The sequence below is a fragment of the Mucilaginibacter litoreus genome (assembly GCF_042676805.1).
Lineage (GTDB): Bacteria > Bacteroidota > Bacteroidia > Sphingobacteriales > Sphingobacteriaceae > Mucilaginibacter > Mucilaginibacter litoreus.
Window position 1 is genome coordinate 246,002 of sequence record NZ_JBHTHZ010000001.1, and the last position, 16,913, is coordinate 262,914.

The 16,913-nt window shown below is 41.7% G+C and carries 18 protein-coding genes; 11 read left to right on the forward strand and 7 right to left on the reverse strand.

Annotated features, from left to right (window positions below; translation table 11 throughout):
- The first annotated feature begins 151 nt into the window (after window positions 1-151).
- Together ACFQZX_RS01165 and ACFQZX_RS01170 are read left to right on the forward strand one after the other, a co-directional pair.
- Window positions 152-3,244: a T9SS type A sorting domain-containing protein gene (locus ACFQZX_RS01165; RefSeq protein ID WP_377110912.1), complete on the forward strand. Its 3,093-nt coding sequence runs from the start codon at window positions 152-154 to the stop codon at window positions 3,242-3,244.
- 46 nt (window positions 3,245-3,290) lie between these two features.
- On the forward strand, window positions 3,291-3,524 hold the full coding sequence (locus tag ACFQZX_RS01170) for a hypothetical protein (protein ID WP_377110913.1): 234 nt from the start codon (window positions 3,291-3,293) through the stop codon (window positions 3,522-3,524).
- On the opposite strand, the gene ACFQZX_RS01175 is transcribed toward ACFQZX_RS01170, so the two are convergent.
- A complete protein-coding gene (locus ACFQZX_RS01175) occupies window positions 3,515-4,276 on the reverse strand; it encodes a C40 family peptidase (RefSeq protein WP_377110914.1) in 762 nt (253 codons plus the stop codon). The genes ACFQZX_RS01170 and ACFQZX_RS01175 overlap by 10 nt on opposite strands.
- Window positions 4,277-4,378: 102 nt before the next feature.
- Window positions 4,379-4,732, reverse strand: coding sequence for a 4Fe-4S dicluster domain-containing protein (locus ACFQZX_RS01180; RefSeq protein WP_146271673.1), 354 nt, complete (start codon window positions 4,730-4,732; stop codon window positions 4,379-4,381).
- 102 nt (window positions 4,733-4,834) lie between these two features.
- Between ACFQZX_RS01180 and ACFQZX_RS01185 the strand changes: the two genes are divergently transcribed.
- From ACFQZX_RS01185 to dnaJ, 5 genes are all read left to right on the forward strand, one after another.
- A complete protein-coding gene (locus tag ACFQZX_RS01185) occupies window positions 4,835-5,866 on the forward strand; it encodes an acyl-CoA reductase (RefSeq protein ID WP_377110915.1) in 1,032 nt (343 codons plus the stop codon).
- 82 nt (window positions 5,867-5,948) lie between these two features.
- Window positions 5,949-6,152 (forward strand): fructose-6-phosphate aldolase, encoded by a 204-nt coding sequence (locus tag ACFQZX_RS01190; protein WP_377110916.1) that lies wholly within the window; start codon window positions 5,949-5,951, stop codon window positions 6,150-6,152.
- A gap of 5 nt (window positions 6,153-6,157) precedes the next feature.
- Window positions 6,158-6,841 (forward strand): cell division ATP-binding protein FtsE, encoded by a 684-nt coding sequence (locus ACFQZX_RS01195; RefSeq protein ID WP_377110917.1) that lies wholly within the window; start codon window positions 6,158-6,160, stop codon window positions 6,839-6,841.
- A 164-nt stretch (window positions 6,842-7,005) separates the two neighbouring features.
- Complete coding sequence (locus ACFQZX_RS01200) at window positions 7,006-7,584, forward strand: nucleotide exchange factor GrpE (RefSeq protein ID WP_377110918.1); 579 nt, start codon at window positions 7,006-7,008, stop codon at window positions 7,582-7,584.
- A gap of 135 nt (window positions 7,585-7,719) precedes the next feature.
- Window positions 7,720-8,877 (forward strand): molecular chaperone DnaJ, encoded by a 1,158-nt coding sequence (gene dnaJ / locus ACFQZX_RS01205; RefSeq protein WP_377110919.1) that lies wholly within the window; start codon window positions 7,720-7,722, stop codon window positions 8,875-8,877.
- Window positions 8,878-9,018: 141 nt separating this feature from the next.
- Here the strand turns inward: dnaJ and ACFQZX_RS01210 are convergent, their stop codons facing one another.
- A complete protein-coding gene (locus tag ACFQZX_RS01210) occupies window positions 9,019-9,474 on the reverse strand; it encodes a hypothetical protein (RefSeq protein ID WP_377110920.1) in 456 nt (151 codons plus the stop codon).
- Between the two features lie 259 nt (window positions 9,475-9,733).
- On the opposite strand from ACFQZX_RS01210, the gene ACFQZX_RS01215 reads away from it, so the two are divergent.
- The 4 genes from ACFQZX_RS01215 (at window position 9,734) to ACFQZX_RS01230 (ending at window position 14,913) form a co-directional block, all read left to right on the forward strand.
- Window positions 9,734-10,639 carry an ABC transporter ATP-binding protein gene (locus ACFQZX_RS01215; RefSeq protein WP_377110921.1) on the forward strand — a complete coding sequence of 302 codons (906 nt, stop codon included), beginning with the start codon at window positions 9,734-9,736 and terminating at the stop codon, window positions 10,637-10,639.
- A gap of 1 nt (window position 10,640) precedes the next feature.
- Entirely contained in the window at window positions 10,641-11,894 is a 1,254-nt protein-coding gene (locus tag ACFQZX_RS01220) for an ABC transporter permease (protein ID WP_377110922.1), read from the forward strand.
- A 71-nt stretch (window positions 11,895-11,965) separates the two neighbouring features.
- The gene (locus ACFQZX_RS01225) at window positions 11,966-12,898 is read left to right on the forward strand and encodes a Ppx/GppA phosphatase family protein (RefSeq protein ID WP_377110923.1); all 933 of its coding nucleotides are present in this window, start codon (window positions 11,966-11,968) and stop codon (window positions 12,896-12,898) included.
- 53 nt (window positions 12,899-12,951) lie between these two features.
- On the forward strand, window positions 12,952-14,913 hold the full coding sequence (locus tag ACFQZX_RS01230) for a M1 family metallopeptidase (RefSeq protein WP_377110924.1): 1,962 nt from the start codon (window positions 12,952-12,954) through the stop codon (window positions 14,911-14,913).
- Window positions 14,914-15,032: 119 nt separating this feature from the next.
- On the opposite strand, the gene ACFQZX_RS01235 is transcribed toward ACFQZX_RS01230, so the two are convergent.
- From ACFQZX_RS01235 to ACFQZX_RS01250, 4 genes are all read right to left on the reverse strand, one after another.
- Window positions 15,033-15,611 carry a Maf family protein gene (locus ACFQZX_RS01235; RefSeq protein ID WP_377110925.1) on the reverse strand — a complete coding sequence of 193 codons (579 nt, stop codon included), beginning with the start codon at window positions 15,609-15,611 and terminating at the stop codon, window positions 15,033-15,035.
- A gap of 89 nt (window positions 15,612-15,700) precedes the next feature.
- Entirely contained in the window at window positions 15,701-16,222 is a 522-nt protein-coding gene (locus ACFQZX_RS01240; RefSeq protein WP_377110926.1) for a KdsC family phosphatase, read from the reverse strand.
- 73 nt (window positions 16,223-16,295) lie between these two features.
- The gene (gene iscX, locus ACFQZX_RS01245; protein ID WP_377110927.1) at window positions 16,296-16,538 is read right to left on the reverse strand and encodes a Fe-S cluster assembly protein IscX; all 243 of its coding nucleotides are present in this window, start codon (window positions 16,536-16,538) and stop codon (window positions 16,296-16,298) included.
- 32 nt (window positions 16,539-16,570) lie between these two features.
- A complete protein-coding gene (locus ACFQZX_RS01250; RefSeq protein WP_377110928.1) occupies window positions 16,571-16,903 on the reverse strand; it encodes a 2Fe-2S iron-sulfur cluster-binding protein in 333 nt (110 codons plus the stop codon).
- Window positions 16,904-16,913: the final 10 nt, after the last annotated feature.

A 16,913-nucleotide genomic window follows, 5' to 3' on the forward strand; every position in this document is an offset into this window, starting at 1 on the left:
CATCTACAAACTTAATTTAACCTTTATTAATTTTTATTTCTTTAAAATAGCATTCGTTCATTTTGTTCATCATTATCGTTAACTATAACTTAACTGTAGCCTCTTCGTAGAAAACCCGCATAACCCTGAATTTTGGGTTTTGTTGGTGGCTATGCTGAATAAGATACTGTTTGCTTTTTTATTATTTGCGCTTTTTTCATTAAGTTGTTTTGCCCAGTCCACCTATAACTGGCGAGGCAATATTAGCAATGACTGGAGCGTAGCCGGCAACTGGCGTATAGGATCAACCACCCCAACTATCCCTCCTGGTCAATTAGATAATGTATTTATAGGTAATTCAACAACCGCTTTTACTTTTCAACCTCAGGTTAATAACGGTTACGAGGCTAAATGCGCTTCGGTTACTTTAGGTACCAGGTACGCTGTAACACTAACTGTTAATGGTAAACTCACCATAAGTGGCGATTTTACTCAAAAGCATAACAACTTAGGAGGTAACATAAGCAATATTTTGCAGGGCAGCGGTACAGTATCCTGTGCTAACTTCTGGTCGGGAGATGTAACAGCTCCACCTACTCCCGCTCTCGGCCTTTACTCTCAAACTTATACTACACTGTTAACTTCATCTGTTACCAATTTAAACGTAACAAATAACTTAAGGCTAAATTCTACGAGCGCCAGCGCCAATCTGATTATTGTAATACCAATTGTAGCCTATAATGTGGCCAACGCATTATTTTATTTAGATGGAGGTACCATGACCATAGGTAACTCTATTGTTACTACCAATAGTAGCTATGTAAATAACGGCAGCCTGCAAAATTTAGCCGAGTTTTTTATTACTGCTAAAACATCTGCCGCAACACTATATCTTAATGGAGCCACACCCTTTACATTTGACGCCAATGGTGCTGGTGGAGTGGATTTTTATAATCCGGACCCAAACGCTACCGTATATCAAAGCACTGTAATATACAATGCATCGGTGCCCCAAACCGTTTATACATCCAGCCAAGGCCGGTTTGGTGTGCAGCCATCAAGTTACCAAAATTTAAAATTTTCAAATACCGGAACTAAAAATATACAAAGTGGTACCCTTTCTGTATCCGGCAACTGGGATTCATCGGATGGAAAGATAGACGCCGTAACGCTTAATCCAACGGTTTCTTTCCAGGGCACCAATAATCAAACCATTACAGATAACGGATCCGACGGATTAAATGGCGTTGTTTTTAAAAATGTAACCTTTACTAACGGGTATACAAAAACGCTTTCGGCAGGTAATTTCAGTATAGCATCAACAGGTATAATTACTTTGTTGGCAAATACCACATTCAACGCTAACGGTAAACTTACACTTCTATCTGACGCAACATCATCAGCAGCCGTTGCGTCTATACCGTCAGGCTGCAGCATTACCAATAACTTGGATGTACAACGCTACCTGTCGGGCGGCAATACAAAGGTTTCCAGCGTCTACACCGCCCGGGGTTATCGCATGCTTTCATCACCGGTTAACTATAACGGCACAAATTATTTTGGTTTAGATTATATAGGCAAAAGCGCATTAACAGGCGGGCCGGGTAGTGGTTTTACTGTAACAACCAACAATCCTACTATTTATTTGTACCGCGAGGATGTTGCGCTAAGCAACACAACATTCAATTCGGGGCGGCATAAGGGTATACTTGCTATCAATAATAATACAGTAAATGTTTTTGACACAGGTAGCATACAGGTGCCTGTAGGTAACGGCTATATTTTTTACTTTGTAGGTAATATAAGTAACCCTGCTTCTAAAACAGTTCCGCCATTTACCTCCGGTCCTGAAAATACTGTTATCACTGCAACCGGTCGACTTAATCAAGGCGATATACCTGTAAACTTGTGGTATACACCTGCCGGTGCAACAGGTACTACTGTTAACAAACTATCATACCAAAGCTCTTTAGGTACGCTGGCTGGATACAACATGATAGGTAATCCATACGCTTCAACCTTAGATCTGGATAAAGTTATCTCCGATAATACGGCAAGTATAACCAACACGGTTTATGAATTGTATAATGTAAACCCCGGGCAAAAATATATTGCTTATAACCGTAACGGCTCATCAGACCCTAATGCAAGCCGGTATGTAGTAAGCGGACAAGGATTTATTGTAAAGGCAAGAGCGGCAAATGGCTCATTAATGTTTCACGAGTCGCAAAAAGCGCCCACACAGCAACTTACTGCTCCTGCCTTATTAATGGGAATACCAGTGGAAAATGCGCCTATAACCGGCTTTTACATAAAGCTGGAGCGTGATAGCCTGGTTAACGACTATTGCGGCATATATTTTAACGAAAATACCTCTGCAAATTACGACGATGAAGATGCCCGCGATTTGGATGGCGCAACATCACAGGTATATATGTCCAGCTTCAGCGCAGATGGTGTACGTACAGCCATTAATCACCTGCCGGACTATACAAAAGGCGCAAATATAAAATTGTATGTAAATGCCGCTGCAAATGGTATTTACCGGCTAAAGATAGAGGACATCAGACATATTAATCAAGCTTACGATATATGGCTCAAGGATAATTTTAATCATGACTCGTTAGAGATGCGGGCGCACAATACCTATAGCTTCAGGATCACCAGAAGCGATACCTCATCTTATGGCGAAAACAGGTTCAGGCTTATTATAAGGCAAAAGCCGCTCCCTCCCTATCAATTGATATCATTTTCGGCACAAAAGGTTAAAGAAGGGATAAAGGTAAGCTGGAAAGTATATAATGAAGGTGATTATACAGGTTTTGAACTGCAAAAGCTACAGGGCGAATACGCCGCTATTTATAACCGGCAAAGCGATGGCAGCACGCTTTATAGCTTTATTGACAAATACCCTTCACAAGGTGAAAACACCTATAGGTTAAAACAAAACGATATTAATAATAATGTTACACTATCTGCGCCCTTCACCCTGAATTTGCAATCCGGTTTAACAGATAAGGTTTTAAGCGTTTACCCCAACCCAGCGACCGAGTCGATCCGGGTGCAGTTAAGTGCATCTCAAAAGCAAAATAATTACACAGCAACAATCTACGATTATAGCGGCATAATGGTCATGCAAAAAACCATGAATAACGGGAACATGACACAATATGTAGGCCAACTGAAACCAGGAGCGTACATTTTTGAGCTTAGCAACATAAACGGAGAATTTATAGGCCGTACCAAGTTTATAAAGAAACTATAAGCATTACCATATCAAGCGATTATTAGACCAGACAGATAAAATGAATATGAAAAGAATAATTAACAAAACATCGCTATTAACAATATTGGCGTTGATACTTTTAATACTGCCATTTACGGTTTTTGCACAAATAGATGATTTGCCATGCGGTGGTGACGACCCTTATGCTACCGAGTGCCCGCTTGATACCTGGGTATGGGTGCTAATTGTAGGCGCAGCCGCGTTTGGTACCAGCCTGATCAACAGAAATAAAGAACCGAAAAATTTTCTTCAAAAATAACGCTTAATAAGCTTTAGCTTATGTGTATAGCGGTTTAAGTCTTCCGAAAAAATTCCCTGGGTATCCAACTTATCAATTTTTACTTTGCCGGATGCATGAATAATTTGCCCATTACCCAGTATAATACCTACGTGAGTAATGCGCCCTTCGGCATTATCAAAAAAGGCAAGATCCCCGGCCTTGCATTTCAATACAGAATCAACTGTTGTTCCCATTTCTGCCTGCTGCCAGGCATCCCGTTTTAACTGCAAACCTTTCAATTTAAAAACCGCTTGGGTAAAACCGGAGCAATCAATGCCAAAATGCGTGCGCCCGCCCCACAGATACGGGCTGTTTATATAAGACATTGCAATGTTCAGCAGGCTGCCGGTTTCCCCAATCTCACCAATTATCTCAAATTTTTGGTTACCAATGTAGCTGGTTGTTCCCTTTAAAAACGCAAGCGAACTCCCAACGGGTAAATAAATAACGGTGTTATCAGTCATGCGCCATGCCTGGGTAACCGCACGATAAGTTAATGGCGGCGGTGATTGCACAAGATTTTTATAAGCCAGGTGGCCCAGCATAATAAACTGAAGCCTATCAATCCACCCCGTATAATTATCAGTGGCGGTACGAACCTGTACCCATTTTTCCTTCCATTCCAAAATTTCAAAAGCCTCGCCAAAAAGTATCTGCGAAACCATTTCTGCACGGTCGTTCGGTTCGGCACGCAATGGTACTATTGCCAGGTTACAAATTCCGTATTCCATAATTTAAGGTTCAACATTAATACGCACAATTGCCAATAATGTTGTGTCATAAAAAAGGGGAGTACACTAATGCACTCCCCTTTGCTATAAAGTTTTTTTAAGTTAACCGTTAGCGTGCAGCCAGTCCTTTTTAGCATGCAGCTCTTCTTCTGTTTCGCGTACATCCTCATCATCAACACAGCAGTCAACAGGGCAAACTGCCGCGCACTGTGGCTCATCATGAAAACCAACACACTCGGTACATTTATCAGGTACTATATAATAAATATCATCAGACAAGGCAGCCTGCGCTTCTTCGGCATTTAAAGTATTACCATCGCCAAAATCAATTACACCTTTTAATGATGTACCATCGCTAAAGCGCCATGCCGCACCTGCATCATATATTGCATTATTAGGGCACTCTGGTTCACAGGCCCCGCAGTTAATGCATTCATCGGTGATTATAATCGCCATATTATTTAAAAATTCTTAAGTACTTAGTTTACCTTTGCCCAAATTTTGAGCTTGCAAATATAACAAAAAAAGCTCTTAAGGGTTTAAATCCTTTACATATATATGTCAAAAATTAATATTACCGATACTGTAAACGCGTTTTCTGAACTGGGCAGGAATTTGGTTTCTCCTGATGCGGAGTTAATAAACATCATCCAAACAGAACGCCATTACAATGCCTGGTTTACTCCAGAAAGTGTATCTGAAGCTGTTAATGCCATTGGACAGATGCTCAACCCTGCCGATTTAGAAAAGTGGCTGAATAATTATCCTATATCAAATAAGGGAAATAAAAGGATTGGGTTGGTGTTGGCTGGTAATATACCACTTGTTGGTTTTCATGATGTGCTTTGTGTACTGATAACAGGTAACCATGCGCTTATAAAATCATCATCGCAGGATGCACGCCTTATTAAATATGTATTGGGAAAACTGGTAGAAATCAACAGCAGCTACGCCTCTCAATTTAGTTTTGTAGAGCGGCTGGAAGGGTTTGAAGCCATTATAGCCACTGGCAGCAATAATACATCCCGCTATTTTGAGTATTATTTTGGTAAAGTGCCAAACATTATACGCAAAAACCGTAACAGCATAGCACTACTAACAGGTAACGAAAGCCAGTCCGAACTGGCGGCTTTGGGACATGATATTTTTGATTATTTTGGTTTGGGCTGCCGCAATGTTTCAAAACTGCTGGTACCGGCAAATTATAACTTTGATAAGTTCTTTCAAGCTATTGAAAGCTTTGCCCCAGTCATTAATCATCATAAGTATAATAACAACTACGATTATAATAAGTCTATATACCTGGTTAACAGGGATGAGCATTTAGATAACGGCTTTTTGATGCTTAAAAGGGATGAGAAACTGGCCTCTCCCCTTGCGGTACTATATTACGATACTTATATCAATATGCAAGAAGCACAACAGATTTTACGACAGCAGGCTGAAAAGCTACAATGTGTGGTTACCACAGCACAAATTGACATACAAAACCAGGTTGTAGGCTTTGGGCAGAGCCAGCATCCACAATTATGGGATTACGCGGATAGAATTGATACGATGCAATTCTTATCGCACTTAGCAAAATGCTGAAAGACCAAAGCTTTTTAAGCTTTTTAGCTGAGCTTAATTTAAAAAAAGATAAATTTGAAATCTAAAGCTTTAAGCTTACGAAATGTATATCATTAAAGTAAAAGGCGTTGCCAAGATACCGGATTATGTTCAGCTCAGGGATGACAAGTTTACCCTGCTTGCTTACTTTAGGGTAGACAGGCCCGAAAAATCTTTGGATAAAATAGGTCTTGCTGATAAATATGATTACATCATGGAGGTTATTAAAAACCTTCCCTTTGGTAAAATATTAAAATTAGAGCTGTAATTAAGATGATCGGAAACTCTATTATAAAGTTAAATAACGTAGATATTTTTCAGCAAAAGCACCTTGTGCTAAGTAACGTTAATCTGCATATTGACAAAGGCGACTTTGTGTGGCTGATAGGCCAGACCGGTTCAGGAAAAAGCAGCTTGCTGAAAGTTATTTATGGTGATTTGAATATTGCTACCGGTACAGGCCATGCCTGCGGATACGAACTTAGCAAGCTGGCCAACAAGGATATTCCATACCTGCGCCGCAAACTGGGTATAGTTTTTCAGGATTTTCAATTACTTACCGATAGATCTGTTGAGCAAAATCTGCTGTTTGTAATGCGCGCCACCGGCTGGACAGACAAAAAACTGATCACCGACCGTATACTGGATGTACTTGAGAAAGTGGGGTTACGCTCTAAATTAAAGAAAATGCCGCATGAACTTTCAGGTGGCGAGCAACAACGTGTGGTTATTGCGCGTGCATTGCTTAACAATCCTGAGATTATTTTAGCTGATGAGCCCACCGGAAACCTTGACCCGGATACATCTGAAGAGATTGTACTTTTGCTGAAACAGATCAGCCAGAGCGGTACCGCCGTTGTGGTAGCCACGCATGATTACCACATCATCCGCACTTTCCCATCGCGTATTATCAAGTGCGAAAATGGCCGTGTTCTTGAAGATGTACAGATTGCTTAATTAGTTAGCAGATTGAAGTTTGCAGTTTTGATACATATTAATATAACCAAAATCTGATAACTGCCAACTGTTTATAACTGCCATTTTTTTCCGAAATATTTAATGCTACTGCCAGCTTGTCGGTATTACCGCAATGGCAGGATACTTGATTAGCCCTATATGCTATGAATTTCAATGATATGCTAAAGAAAAAGAATAAAGAAAATTCAGAAACGCCAGAAAAAGCTGCTGAAGTGACAAATGAAAATGGACAGGTTGACGGTAATCAACAGCCGGCAGACAATAACGAACCTTCTGCAGAGGATAAACTTAAAGATGAATTAGCCCAGGCTAACGACAAATATTTAAGGCTGTATGCCGAGTTTGACAACTTCAGAAGGCGCACTATCAAAGAGCGTGAAGAAGCACGTAAAACAGAGGGCAAAGATATAATTGTAGCCTTGTTACCAGTGCTTGACGATTTTGAGCGTGCCCTACGCGCTATGGATAAAGCCACAGAGGTATCATCAGTTAAAGAAGGTGTTGAGCTTATTCAGAATAAGCTAAAAAACACACTTACACAAAAGGGCCTTAAAGAAATGCAATCTATAGGGAAACCTTTTGATGCCGATCTGCATGAAGCAATTACCAGTGTCCCGGTTCCGGCCGACGAGCAAAAAGGCTTGGTGATTGACGAAATGGAGAAAGGATATGAGCTGAATGACAAAGTTATACGCTTTGCAAAAGTTATCGTAGGTGCGTAACTATAATCAGTAAAGGATTGTGACTTATTGAATGAGTGAATGCCCTTTGCTGATTGGTATAAAATGAATTAATACATTAAGCGGGATCCTTGGTGTTATCCACTAATTCAATCCCTCAATAATTAACAGATAAAAATGGCTAAAAGAGATTATTACGATGTGCTTGGTGTAAGCAGGGGTGCGGATGCTGATGAGATAAAAAAGGCATATCGTAAAATGGCTATTAAATATCACCCGGACAAAAACCAGGGCGATAAAGAGGCTGAAGAAAAATTTAAGGAAGCAGCCGAAGCTTATGAAGTGCTGAGCAACCCCGAAAAACGCCAGCGTTACAACCAATTTGGCCATGCGGCTAACGCGCAATCTGCCACTGGTGGCGGCTATGGCGGCAGCATGAATATGGACGATATATTCAGTCAGTTTGGCGATATTTTTGGCGGGGGCAGCCCGTTTGAAGGCTTTTTTGGCGGTGGCGGCCGTCAGGGTGGCGGCAGGCGTGTGGTACGTGGCAGCAACCTGCGCATAAAAGTGCGCTTGACGCTTGAAGAAATAGCCAACGGCGCCGAAAAGAAAATAAAAGTTAACAAACAGATACTTTGTAAAACCTGCGATGGTAGCGGGGCAAAAGATAAGTCATCTTTCCAAACCTGTAAAACCTGCGGTGGCGCGGGCTCGGTACGCAGGGTAACCAATACCATTTTGGGCCAAATGCAAACAACCAGCACCTGCCCTACCTGTAACGGTGAAGGATCTGTAGTTACTTCCAAATGTAATGTTTGCCATGGCGAAGGTGTAGTGCGCGGGGAAGAAACCATTACTATAAATGTACCTGCCGGTGTAAGCGAGGGCATGCAGTTGAGCATGAGCGGCAAAGGTAACGCGGCCCCTCGCGGCGGCGTCCCCGGAGATTTGATCATCCTGATAGAGGAAGTACCTCACGAAACACTTAAACGCGATGGTAATAATGTTATTTACGATCTGCATGTAAGCTTTATTGACGCAGCATTAGGTACCAGTATTGAAGTGCCTACCATTGATGGTAAAGCCAAAATTAAGATAGACCCAGGCACACAGGGTGGTAAAATATTACGTTTGAAAGGTAAAGGCGTACCTGAAGTGAACTCATACCACCGTGGCGACCAGTTGATCCACATTAACATATGGACACCAAAGGCTTTAAGCCGCGAAGAGCGCGAGTTGCTGGAAAAACTGCAGAGCTCACCAAACTTTAAACCCAACCCCGGCAAAAACGAAAAAAGCTTTTTTGAGCGGATGAAGGAATATTTTGAATAAGCTTTTAAAGTAAGCTAAAGGCGAAAGCTATTGAAAGCCTGGAATTATTTTCTGATTCCGGGCTTTTTAGTTTATAATGAAAACAAAAAACGGCCGCTGTAATTGATGCAGCGGCCGTTTTAACAGTATGTTGTTATTTAATTAAAACACAAATCGGAAACCTAAGCCAAACCTGGCTGCTGTGAAGTTAGAGTTGTCACCTACATAAAATGCGGGGCGCCAGTCGAAAGACAGATCAATTGGTGTGTTATCTAATTTATAATCTAAACCAGCCATTGGCCTGATATAGAAGTCAGTGCTGCCGCTACCAAAACCTAATTGTGGGCCTACACCTAAATACCAGTTAAGGCCACCAGCATTACGTATCCTGTCCTGATATTGGTAGAATGCGCCAACATAAGTTTGATCGCCACCAAAGGTTAATTCTGCCTGCCCTACGCCGTTCGCTGTAAAATTGTGCCTGATAGCGGGACCAACCAGTGTTGCACCATCACCAAAATCAACAGTTAAGCCAGCTGAAGTTTGGCCTGTTTGTGCTTTTGCCGTGTTACCAAAGTAAAGAAAAGCTGTCGCAAATAATAAAAATAGTTTTTTCATAAAGTAATAGATTGATTAAAAAAATAGTTCAATATCATAACTCCTTATTAATAAGTAGTTAAATAATACTTACCGCGACAAATATGTAGATATTTTGTAAAATTTATGTCAGCAAATGAAAAATATTTACAACTCACAACATTTTTAAAAGCTTTCATAATTATACAATATGTCACTATAATGTCAACGGTATAACGCATTTACTGTAACAATGTTTAGGTTAAATCATCTAACATAAAAAAATACACACTCACTCATCATGCTAAGTATACACAGCATTGTTAAACAATATGCAGGTCACCGTGCATTGGACGATGTAAGCCTGGAAGTTGAAAGCGGTAAAATATTCGGACTTTTAGGACCAAATGGCGCCGGTAAAACCTCCCTGATCCGTATCATCAACCAAATTACAGCGCCAGACTCTGGTGAAGTATATTTTAAAGGTGAACGCCTTAATCAATCGCATATTGAACGAATTGGTTACTTGCCCGAAGAACGCGGCCTTTATAAGAAAATGGAAATTGGTGAACAGATGATCTATCTGGCAAGGCTAAAAGGCCTTACACGGGCAGAGGCATCTAAACGATTGAGATTTTGGTTCGAAAAATTGGGAATGGAAACCTGGTGGAAGAAAAAGATTGAGGAATTATCAAAAGGTATGCAACAAAAGGCGCAGTTTGTAGCCACTGTATTGCATGAGCCGGACCTGATCATTCTTGATGAACCTTTTAGTGGATTTGATCCTGTAAATGCCGACCTGATAAAAAATGAGATACTGGAGTTAAACCGCAAAGGTGCTACCATACTTTTCTCTACCCACCGTATGGAATCGGTTGAAGAACTTTGCGACTCGATAGCTTTAATACATAAATCGCATAAAATTTTGGATGGCCGGGTAAAACACATCCGTAACTCATATAAAGCAGAAACTTACCTGGTTGAATACAACGGTGAAAAGCTGTTTTTCGATGGCAGTCAGCCTTTTCGGATCATCAGCGAAACCAATAATGAGGACGACATCCATGTGATTAAGATTAAGCTGAACGGGGCATCTGCAAATGATATCCTGCATTATTTATTGCCCAAAACGCGAATTAACATGTTGCAGGAAGTCATCCCGACCATGAATGAGATATTTATTGAGAAAGTAAAGCATATAGCTTAATATGAAAAAAATATTACTAATCATACAACGTGAGTATATTACCCGGGTGCGCAAAAAAGCGTTTATTATAATGATATTTGTTGTACCATTACTGATATTAGGCATGACGAGCCTGATTGCATATGTAGCTAAGGACAGCGAGCAGCTAAGCAAACCACAAACAGTAAAGGTTATTGATGAAAGCAGGCAATTTACCGATAAACTTAAACCGGCTAATAACATCAGCTTTAAAGCCGCTACAGAAAGCCTTGATAAACTGAAGGGCGAATTGAAAGACAATGAAGATCTTTCAATATTGGTGATATCAAAGGATTATACACAAAAACCTGTACAGCTTTTATCGAAAAAGAAACCATCATTCACCCTGACCAATGAGGTGGAAAGCCAGATGAATGATATTGCCTCTGCCAATACCATGCTGGCCAACCACATTGATACAGCGGTATTGAACCAGGCAAAAAGGAACAGGGTATCTGTAAACGCCATGGAAGTAACCGAAACCGGTACCAAAGATGCCAATATAGGTGCGTCTATGGGTATAGGTATAGCTTGCGCCATATTTATTTATATGGCGCTGTTTATTTATGGTGCACAGGTTATGCGTGGTGTTATAGAGGAAAAAACCAGCCGCATCATAGAGGTAATAATTTCATCTGTTAAGCCGTTTCAACTGATGCTTGGCAAGATCATCGGTGTAGGGCTTGTTGGCCTGACACAATTTTCTGCCTGGATCATACTATCGGTAATAGCAACTAAGATTGCGGGCCAAACCTCGGCCGGGCCGGGTAGTTTCATGAGCGGTGTATTAACAACCTTACAAACTATACCTGTAGGGCAAATACTGGCTTGTTTCCTGTTTTACTTTATTACCGGATACCTGCTTTACAGTGCTTTATTTGCAGCAGTAGGTTCGGCGGTTGATAGCGAGACGGAAACACAGCAGTTTATGTTCCCGATAACCTTGCCCCTGCTTTTTACTTACCTGCTATCCGTATCGGTTTTATTCCGCGCGCCTGATAGTCCGCTGGCCGTATGGCTCTCCATGATACCTTTTACAGCCCCGGTAGCCATGATGGTGCGCATTCCGTTTGGCGGTGTTCCCGGCTGGCAGCTCGCTTTATCAATGGCGCTAATGGTGGCAGGTTTTCTGTTCACTACCTATGTAGCTGCCCGCATTTATCGTGTTGGCGTATTGATGTACGGAAAAAAAGCCAGCTTTAAAGAACTGGCCAAATGGTTCTTTTATAAAGAGTAATTTCTTAACCTCATCATGATTGCAATCCTTGCGCAGGTAACTCTGCCAGGGATTTTTTATTTTAGCGGCCTATGGAAAACCAAAAGCGAGCTGCAGTAATGGACTTGGGTACCAACACATTTCATTTACTGATAGCAAAACAATACGCCGAAGGCTTTACACCAATATTGAGGCGAACAGAGGCTGTTAAATTGGGAGAAGGCGGCATTAGCAGAGGCATTATCCAGCCCGCGGCACTTGAACGCGGCATTGCTGCCATGCAACGGTTTAAAGCACTTATAGATGAATATGAAGTAACCGCAATTAAAGCTGTTGCTACCTCGGCAGTGCGTAATGCCGCCAATAGGCAGGATTTTATAAATGAAGTACAGCAAAAGGCCGGCATCAGTATCGATCTTATTAATGGCGACCAGGAAGCGGAATATATTTACGATGGTATAAAAGCCAGCGGTGCGCTTAGCAAAGAAACATGCCTTATTATGGATATTGGCGGTGGCAGCGTAGAGTTTATTATTGGTAATGAAAGCAATATATTTTGGAAACAAAGCTTTGAAATAGGCGCTGCCCGACTGATGGATAAGTTCCATCGCAAAGACCCGATCGCACTACCCTCTATCAAAGAAATGACCGGCTTTTTAAATGGGAAGTTAACCGATCTGTTTCGGGCGGCTTTACAATATAAACCTACCTTACTGGTGGGGTCATCAGGCTCATTTGAAAGTTTCGCCGAAATGATTGAGACCGATAACAGTCGTGCGTTTGATGTGCAGCAAACGCAGGTTTATGATTTTGATACGGATAACTTGCTGAACGTTATAGAATGGCTGGCCAAATCATCACATGCGCAACGTAAAGCGAAAAGAGCCATTATCCCGGTAAGGGTTGATATGATAGTGACCGCAAGCTTACTTACCATTTATATCATGCAAAAGCTTGGCCTGCCAGATGTACGGATGTCAACATGGTCATTGAAAGAAGGTGTTATGGCCGGACTAATGGCTTAAGACATATTTAATCATCATTATCATTTGTATATTGCCTTTAATATCCTAATTACATGAAAAAGCTTTTCAGCGGCGCTATATTAATCCTCTCTGCATGCTTTGCACAGGCTCAAAAAAATCAAAACGATACTATAACAACTAATTATGAGCCATCGGTGCTATTTTCGGCGCTGCCTTATAAATATAAGGGTAATGAGTTTCATGCTGCTAACGGCGAACCCGGGCCTAAATACTGGCAAAACCGGGCAGATTACAAACTAAATGTAATATTAGATACAGTTAGCAAAACGCTTAGCGGTACAGCTAACATCACTTACACCAACAACAGCCCGGATGCACTGCAATACCTTTGGTTGCAGTTAGATCAGAATACTTATAAAAAAGACGCGCGCTCCAACTTTGTAACCGGCATGCAGGCCGCTCAGCATACCAGTGGTTACGAAATTGAATCGGTGGAGGTTGTTACCGGCAATCAACATATAAAAGCCAATTACAAAATCACAGACACCCGCATGCAGGTACGATTGGCGCAGGCACTTGGAAAAGGGGTTATCAACTTAATCATTAAATATCATTACACCATTCCCGGAAATTTTGGCGGGCGTACAGATTATGTGGATACCAGGAACGGTAAGATATATGAAATAGCGCAGTTCTTCCCCAGAATGTGCGTTTACGATGACAGTCGCGGCTGGGCAACGGCACCATTTCTTGGCAGCGGAGAATTTTACTGCGAGTATGGCGATATTGATTATAGTGTAACTGCTCCCTGGGACATGATAGTGGCCGGTCCCGGCGATCTGCTAAACCCGAAAGAAGTGCTTACTGCCGCGCAAATAACCCGCCTTGCAGCTGCGCGTAACAGCGATAAAACTGTAATGATACGCAGTGCAGCTGAAATAAACGACCCAAAATCCCGACCGGTAAATAAGGGCACCTTAACCTGGCATTACAAAATGCTGAACACTCGGGATGTGGCTTTTGGCGCTTCAAAGGCATACATTTGGGATGCTGCAAGGGTAAACTTGCCGGGAGGTAAAAAATCAATGGCCATGTCTGTATATCCAGTGGAAAGCCAGGGTAACGATGCCTGGGGACGCGCTACTGAATATTTGAAGAAGTCGATGGAATACTTTTCCGAAAAATGGTTTGTATATCCTTGGCCAACCGCCATCAATGAGGCAGGTATAGCGGGCGGTATGGAATACCCGGGTATTGTATTCGATGGCATAAATGATAAAGGAAAAGAGCTGTATTGGGTTACAGCCCATGAAATTGGCCATAACTGGTTCCCGATGATAGTAGGCAGCGATGAGCGTCGTTTTGCCTGGATGGATGAAGGGTTTAACACTTTTATAGATATCTATGCATCGGATGAGTTTAATAATGGCGAGTATGCCCCCAAACGTGATGGCGAATACGCGCCAGGCGGCGGCAACCCTGCAGATGAGATTATTGAACACATCATCGATCCGAACTCGCCCAGCATCATGACACAGCCTGATGCCATTCCCGAAAAGTATCGCCATCCATTAACTTACTTTAAACCGGCATTTGGCCTGGTGCTGCTGCGTGAGCAGATTTTAGGCAAGGATAGGTTTGACTATGCATTTAAAAACTATATTCAAAAATGGGCTTATAAACACCCTCAGCCGGAAGACTTTTTCCGCGCAATGGAAAACGGCGCTGGCGAGGACCTTAACTGGTTCTGGAACGCTTGGTTCTACAACAATTATAAATTGGATATTGCGCTTATTGATGCAAAATACATTGATGGCAAAAAAGGTATAAAGCTAACCATTGCCAATAAAGAAATGATGGCTATGCCGTTTACTGTTGAATTGAAATTGAATGATGGAAGCAAGCAACGCACCTACTTCCCGGTTGAGACCTGGCTGCAAAATAAAGTAACAAACTATACCATTCCACTTACAAAAGAGGTTGAAAGTGTTACTATCGATCCGGATAATGCTTTACCGGATGTAAACAGGAAAAATAATAGTAAGAAATTGTAATGGCATTTAACCTATTCTATGAGAAGGTAATGGACAATTTGTATGTTTAAGCTTGTCCAAGTTATTTCTCCATTAGGAATGGATCATTTTAAGAAGGCGTCGTTCTGTTCTTCGCTATTTTATTTAAGATTAACCACCTTTTTTAACTGCTGATAGACTTTTTCAGTCGGCAGGCCCACCACATTGGTATAGGAGCCGTTGATACGCTCTATTCCAATCAGGCCGACACGTTGCTGTATGCCGTATGAGCCTGCCTTATCAAAAGGTTGATATTCGTCTACATAACTGGTGATCTCTTCATCAGTAAGTTTGCGAAAGAATACCTCCGAACGGTCGTAAAATTTATTGTATTGGCCTTTGTAAAACAGGCATACCCCCGTATAAACCTCGTGCACCTTACCCGACAGGCGCTGCAACATTTCAATAGCATGTTCACGCGATTCTGGTTTTCCTAAGATCAACCCGTCAATGGCTACAATTGTATCTGCGGTAAGTACAATTTCATCAGTAATGTCCTCGTCAAATGCTTCCGCTTTTTTTAATGCGATGTAAACTGCAATCTCGGCCGGTGTTAACCCTTCTGGATAGGATTCGTCAACATCCTTTAAAACCACTTTAAAGTCAACATCCATCAACTTTAATAGTTCCTGCCTGCGCGGCGATTTCGATGCAAGAATGATCTGAGGAAAGTTTTTCATTGGTTAGTCAATAGTCCATAGACGATAGTCCATGGCGATAAAAGTTCACTTTACTATGGTCTGTTATTATCGACCATAGTCTAAAAAAACTACCAGCTATACGCCTGCTCGTTCATCCAGGTGCCTTGTACCTTCATCACCTTTTCTATTACCTCGCGCACACAACCGCGGCCGCCAGGTATAGGTGAAATGTAGCTGCAAATCGCTTTTATTTCTTCAGCAGCATCTGCAGGGCAAACCGGCATGCCTACCAGCTTCATGGCAGCCAGATCAGGTATATCATCAGCCATATATAAAATGGTTGATGGGTGGATATTTTTCTCTTCTATATAAAGCTTAAATCTTTCAGATTTTGTATGGGCGCCTAAATAAACGTCGGTAATCCCCAAGCTGTTTAAACGGAACAACGCGCTTTTAGAACGGCTGCCTGAGATAGCTGCCACATTATAACCGCTTTTAACCGCCAGTTGCAGCGCATAACCGTCTTTGATGTTGAAAGCACGGCTTTGCACTCCTGTCTCGGTCACAAACACGGTTCCGTCGGTAAGTACGCCATCCACATCAAAAATAAAGGTGGTAATATCTTTAAGCTTGGTTAAAAAGGATTCCATCTATCTGGTTTATTTGTTCATTGGTAATTAGTTATTAGTAGGATTAACTACTAACAGCCAACTGCAACTTAAACTACTGGTTATCGCGCCACTCGTATACCCATGCAGATTGTATCTGCTCCAGGTGGCCTTCGTTAGATTCTTCGCGTGTACCCGCAAAGTTAGGCAGGGTAAGTACCCACTCAAGCAGGTCGGTAAAGCGGATACGGTATATTTGAGATTCGCCAAACGCATCACCAAACTTTTCATAAAGCCCCATGGCAATGTCCTCGTAATCATTCCAATGTATTGGCAGCTCGAATTTATCGTTTGTCATTTTTGTATCGTAGATTATATATATCTGGTTGATTAATGGCCCATAAAGCCGGATTGATCGGGCAAGGTAACTTCAATATCGCCATCTATAATCACACACTGGCAACCCAGCCGGGAGTTAATGCGTGGATTAACTGCACGGTCAATAAAGTCTTCTTCCTTATCAGATATTTCCTGTATGTTATCCATTCCTTTATTAACATAGATATGGCAGGTACTGCAACCGCATACACCACCACAGTTATGCTGCAGCTCTATGCCATTTTCCAGGCAAACATCCAATACAGATTCACCCTCGGCAATTGGCAGTTCCACGCTTTCGTGGTCGGCTTCCTCAAAGTTAATCTTTACTTTAAAAATATTCATTTGGGCAAAA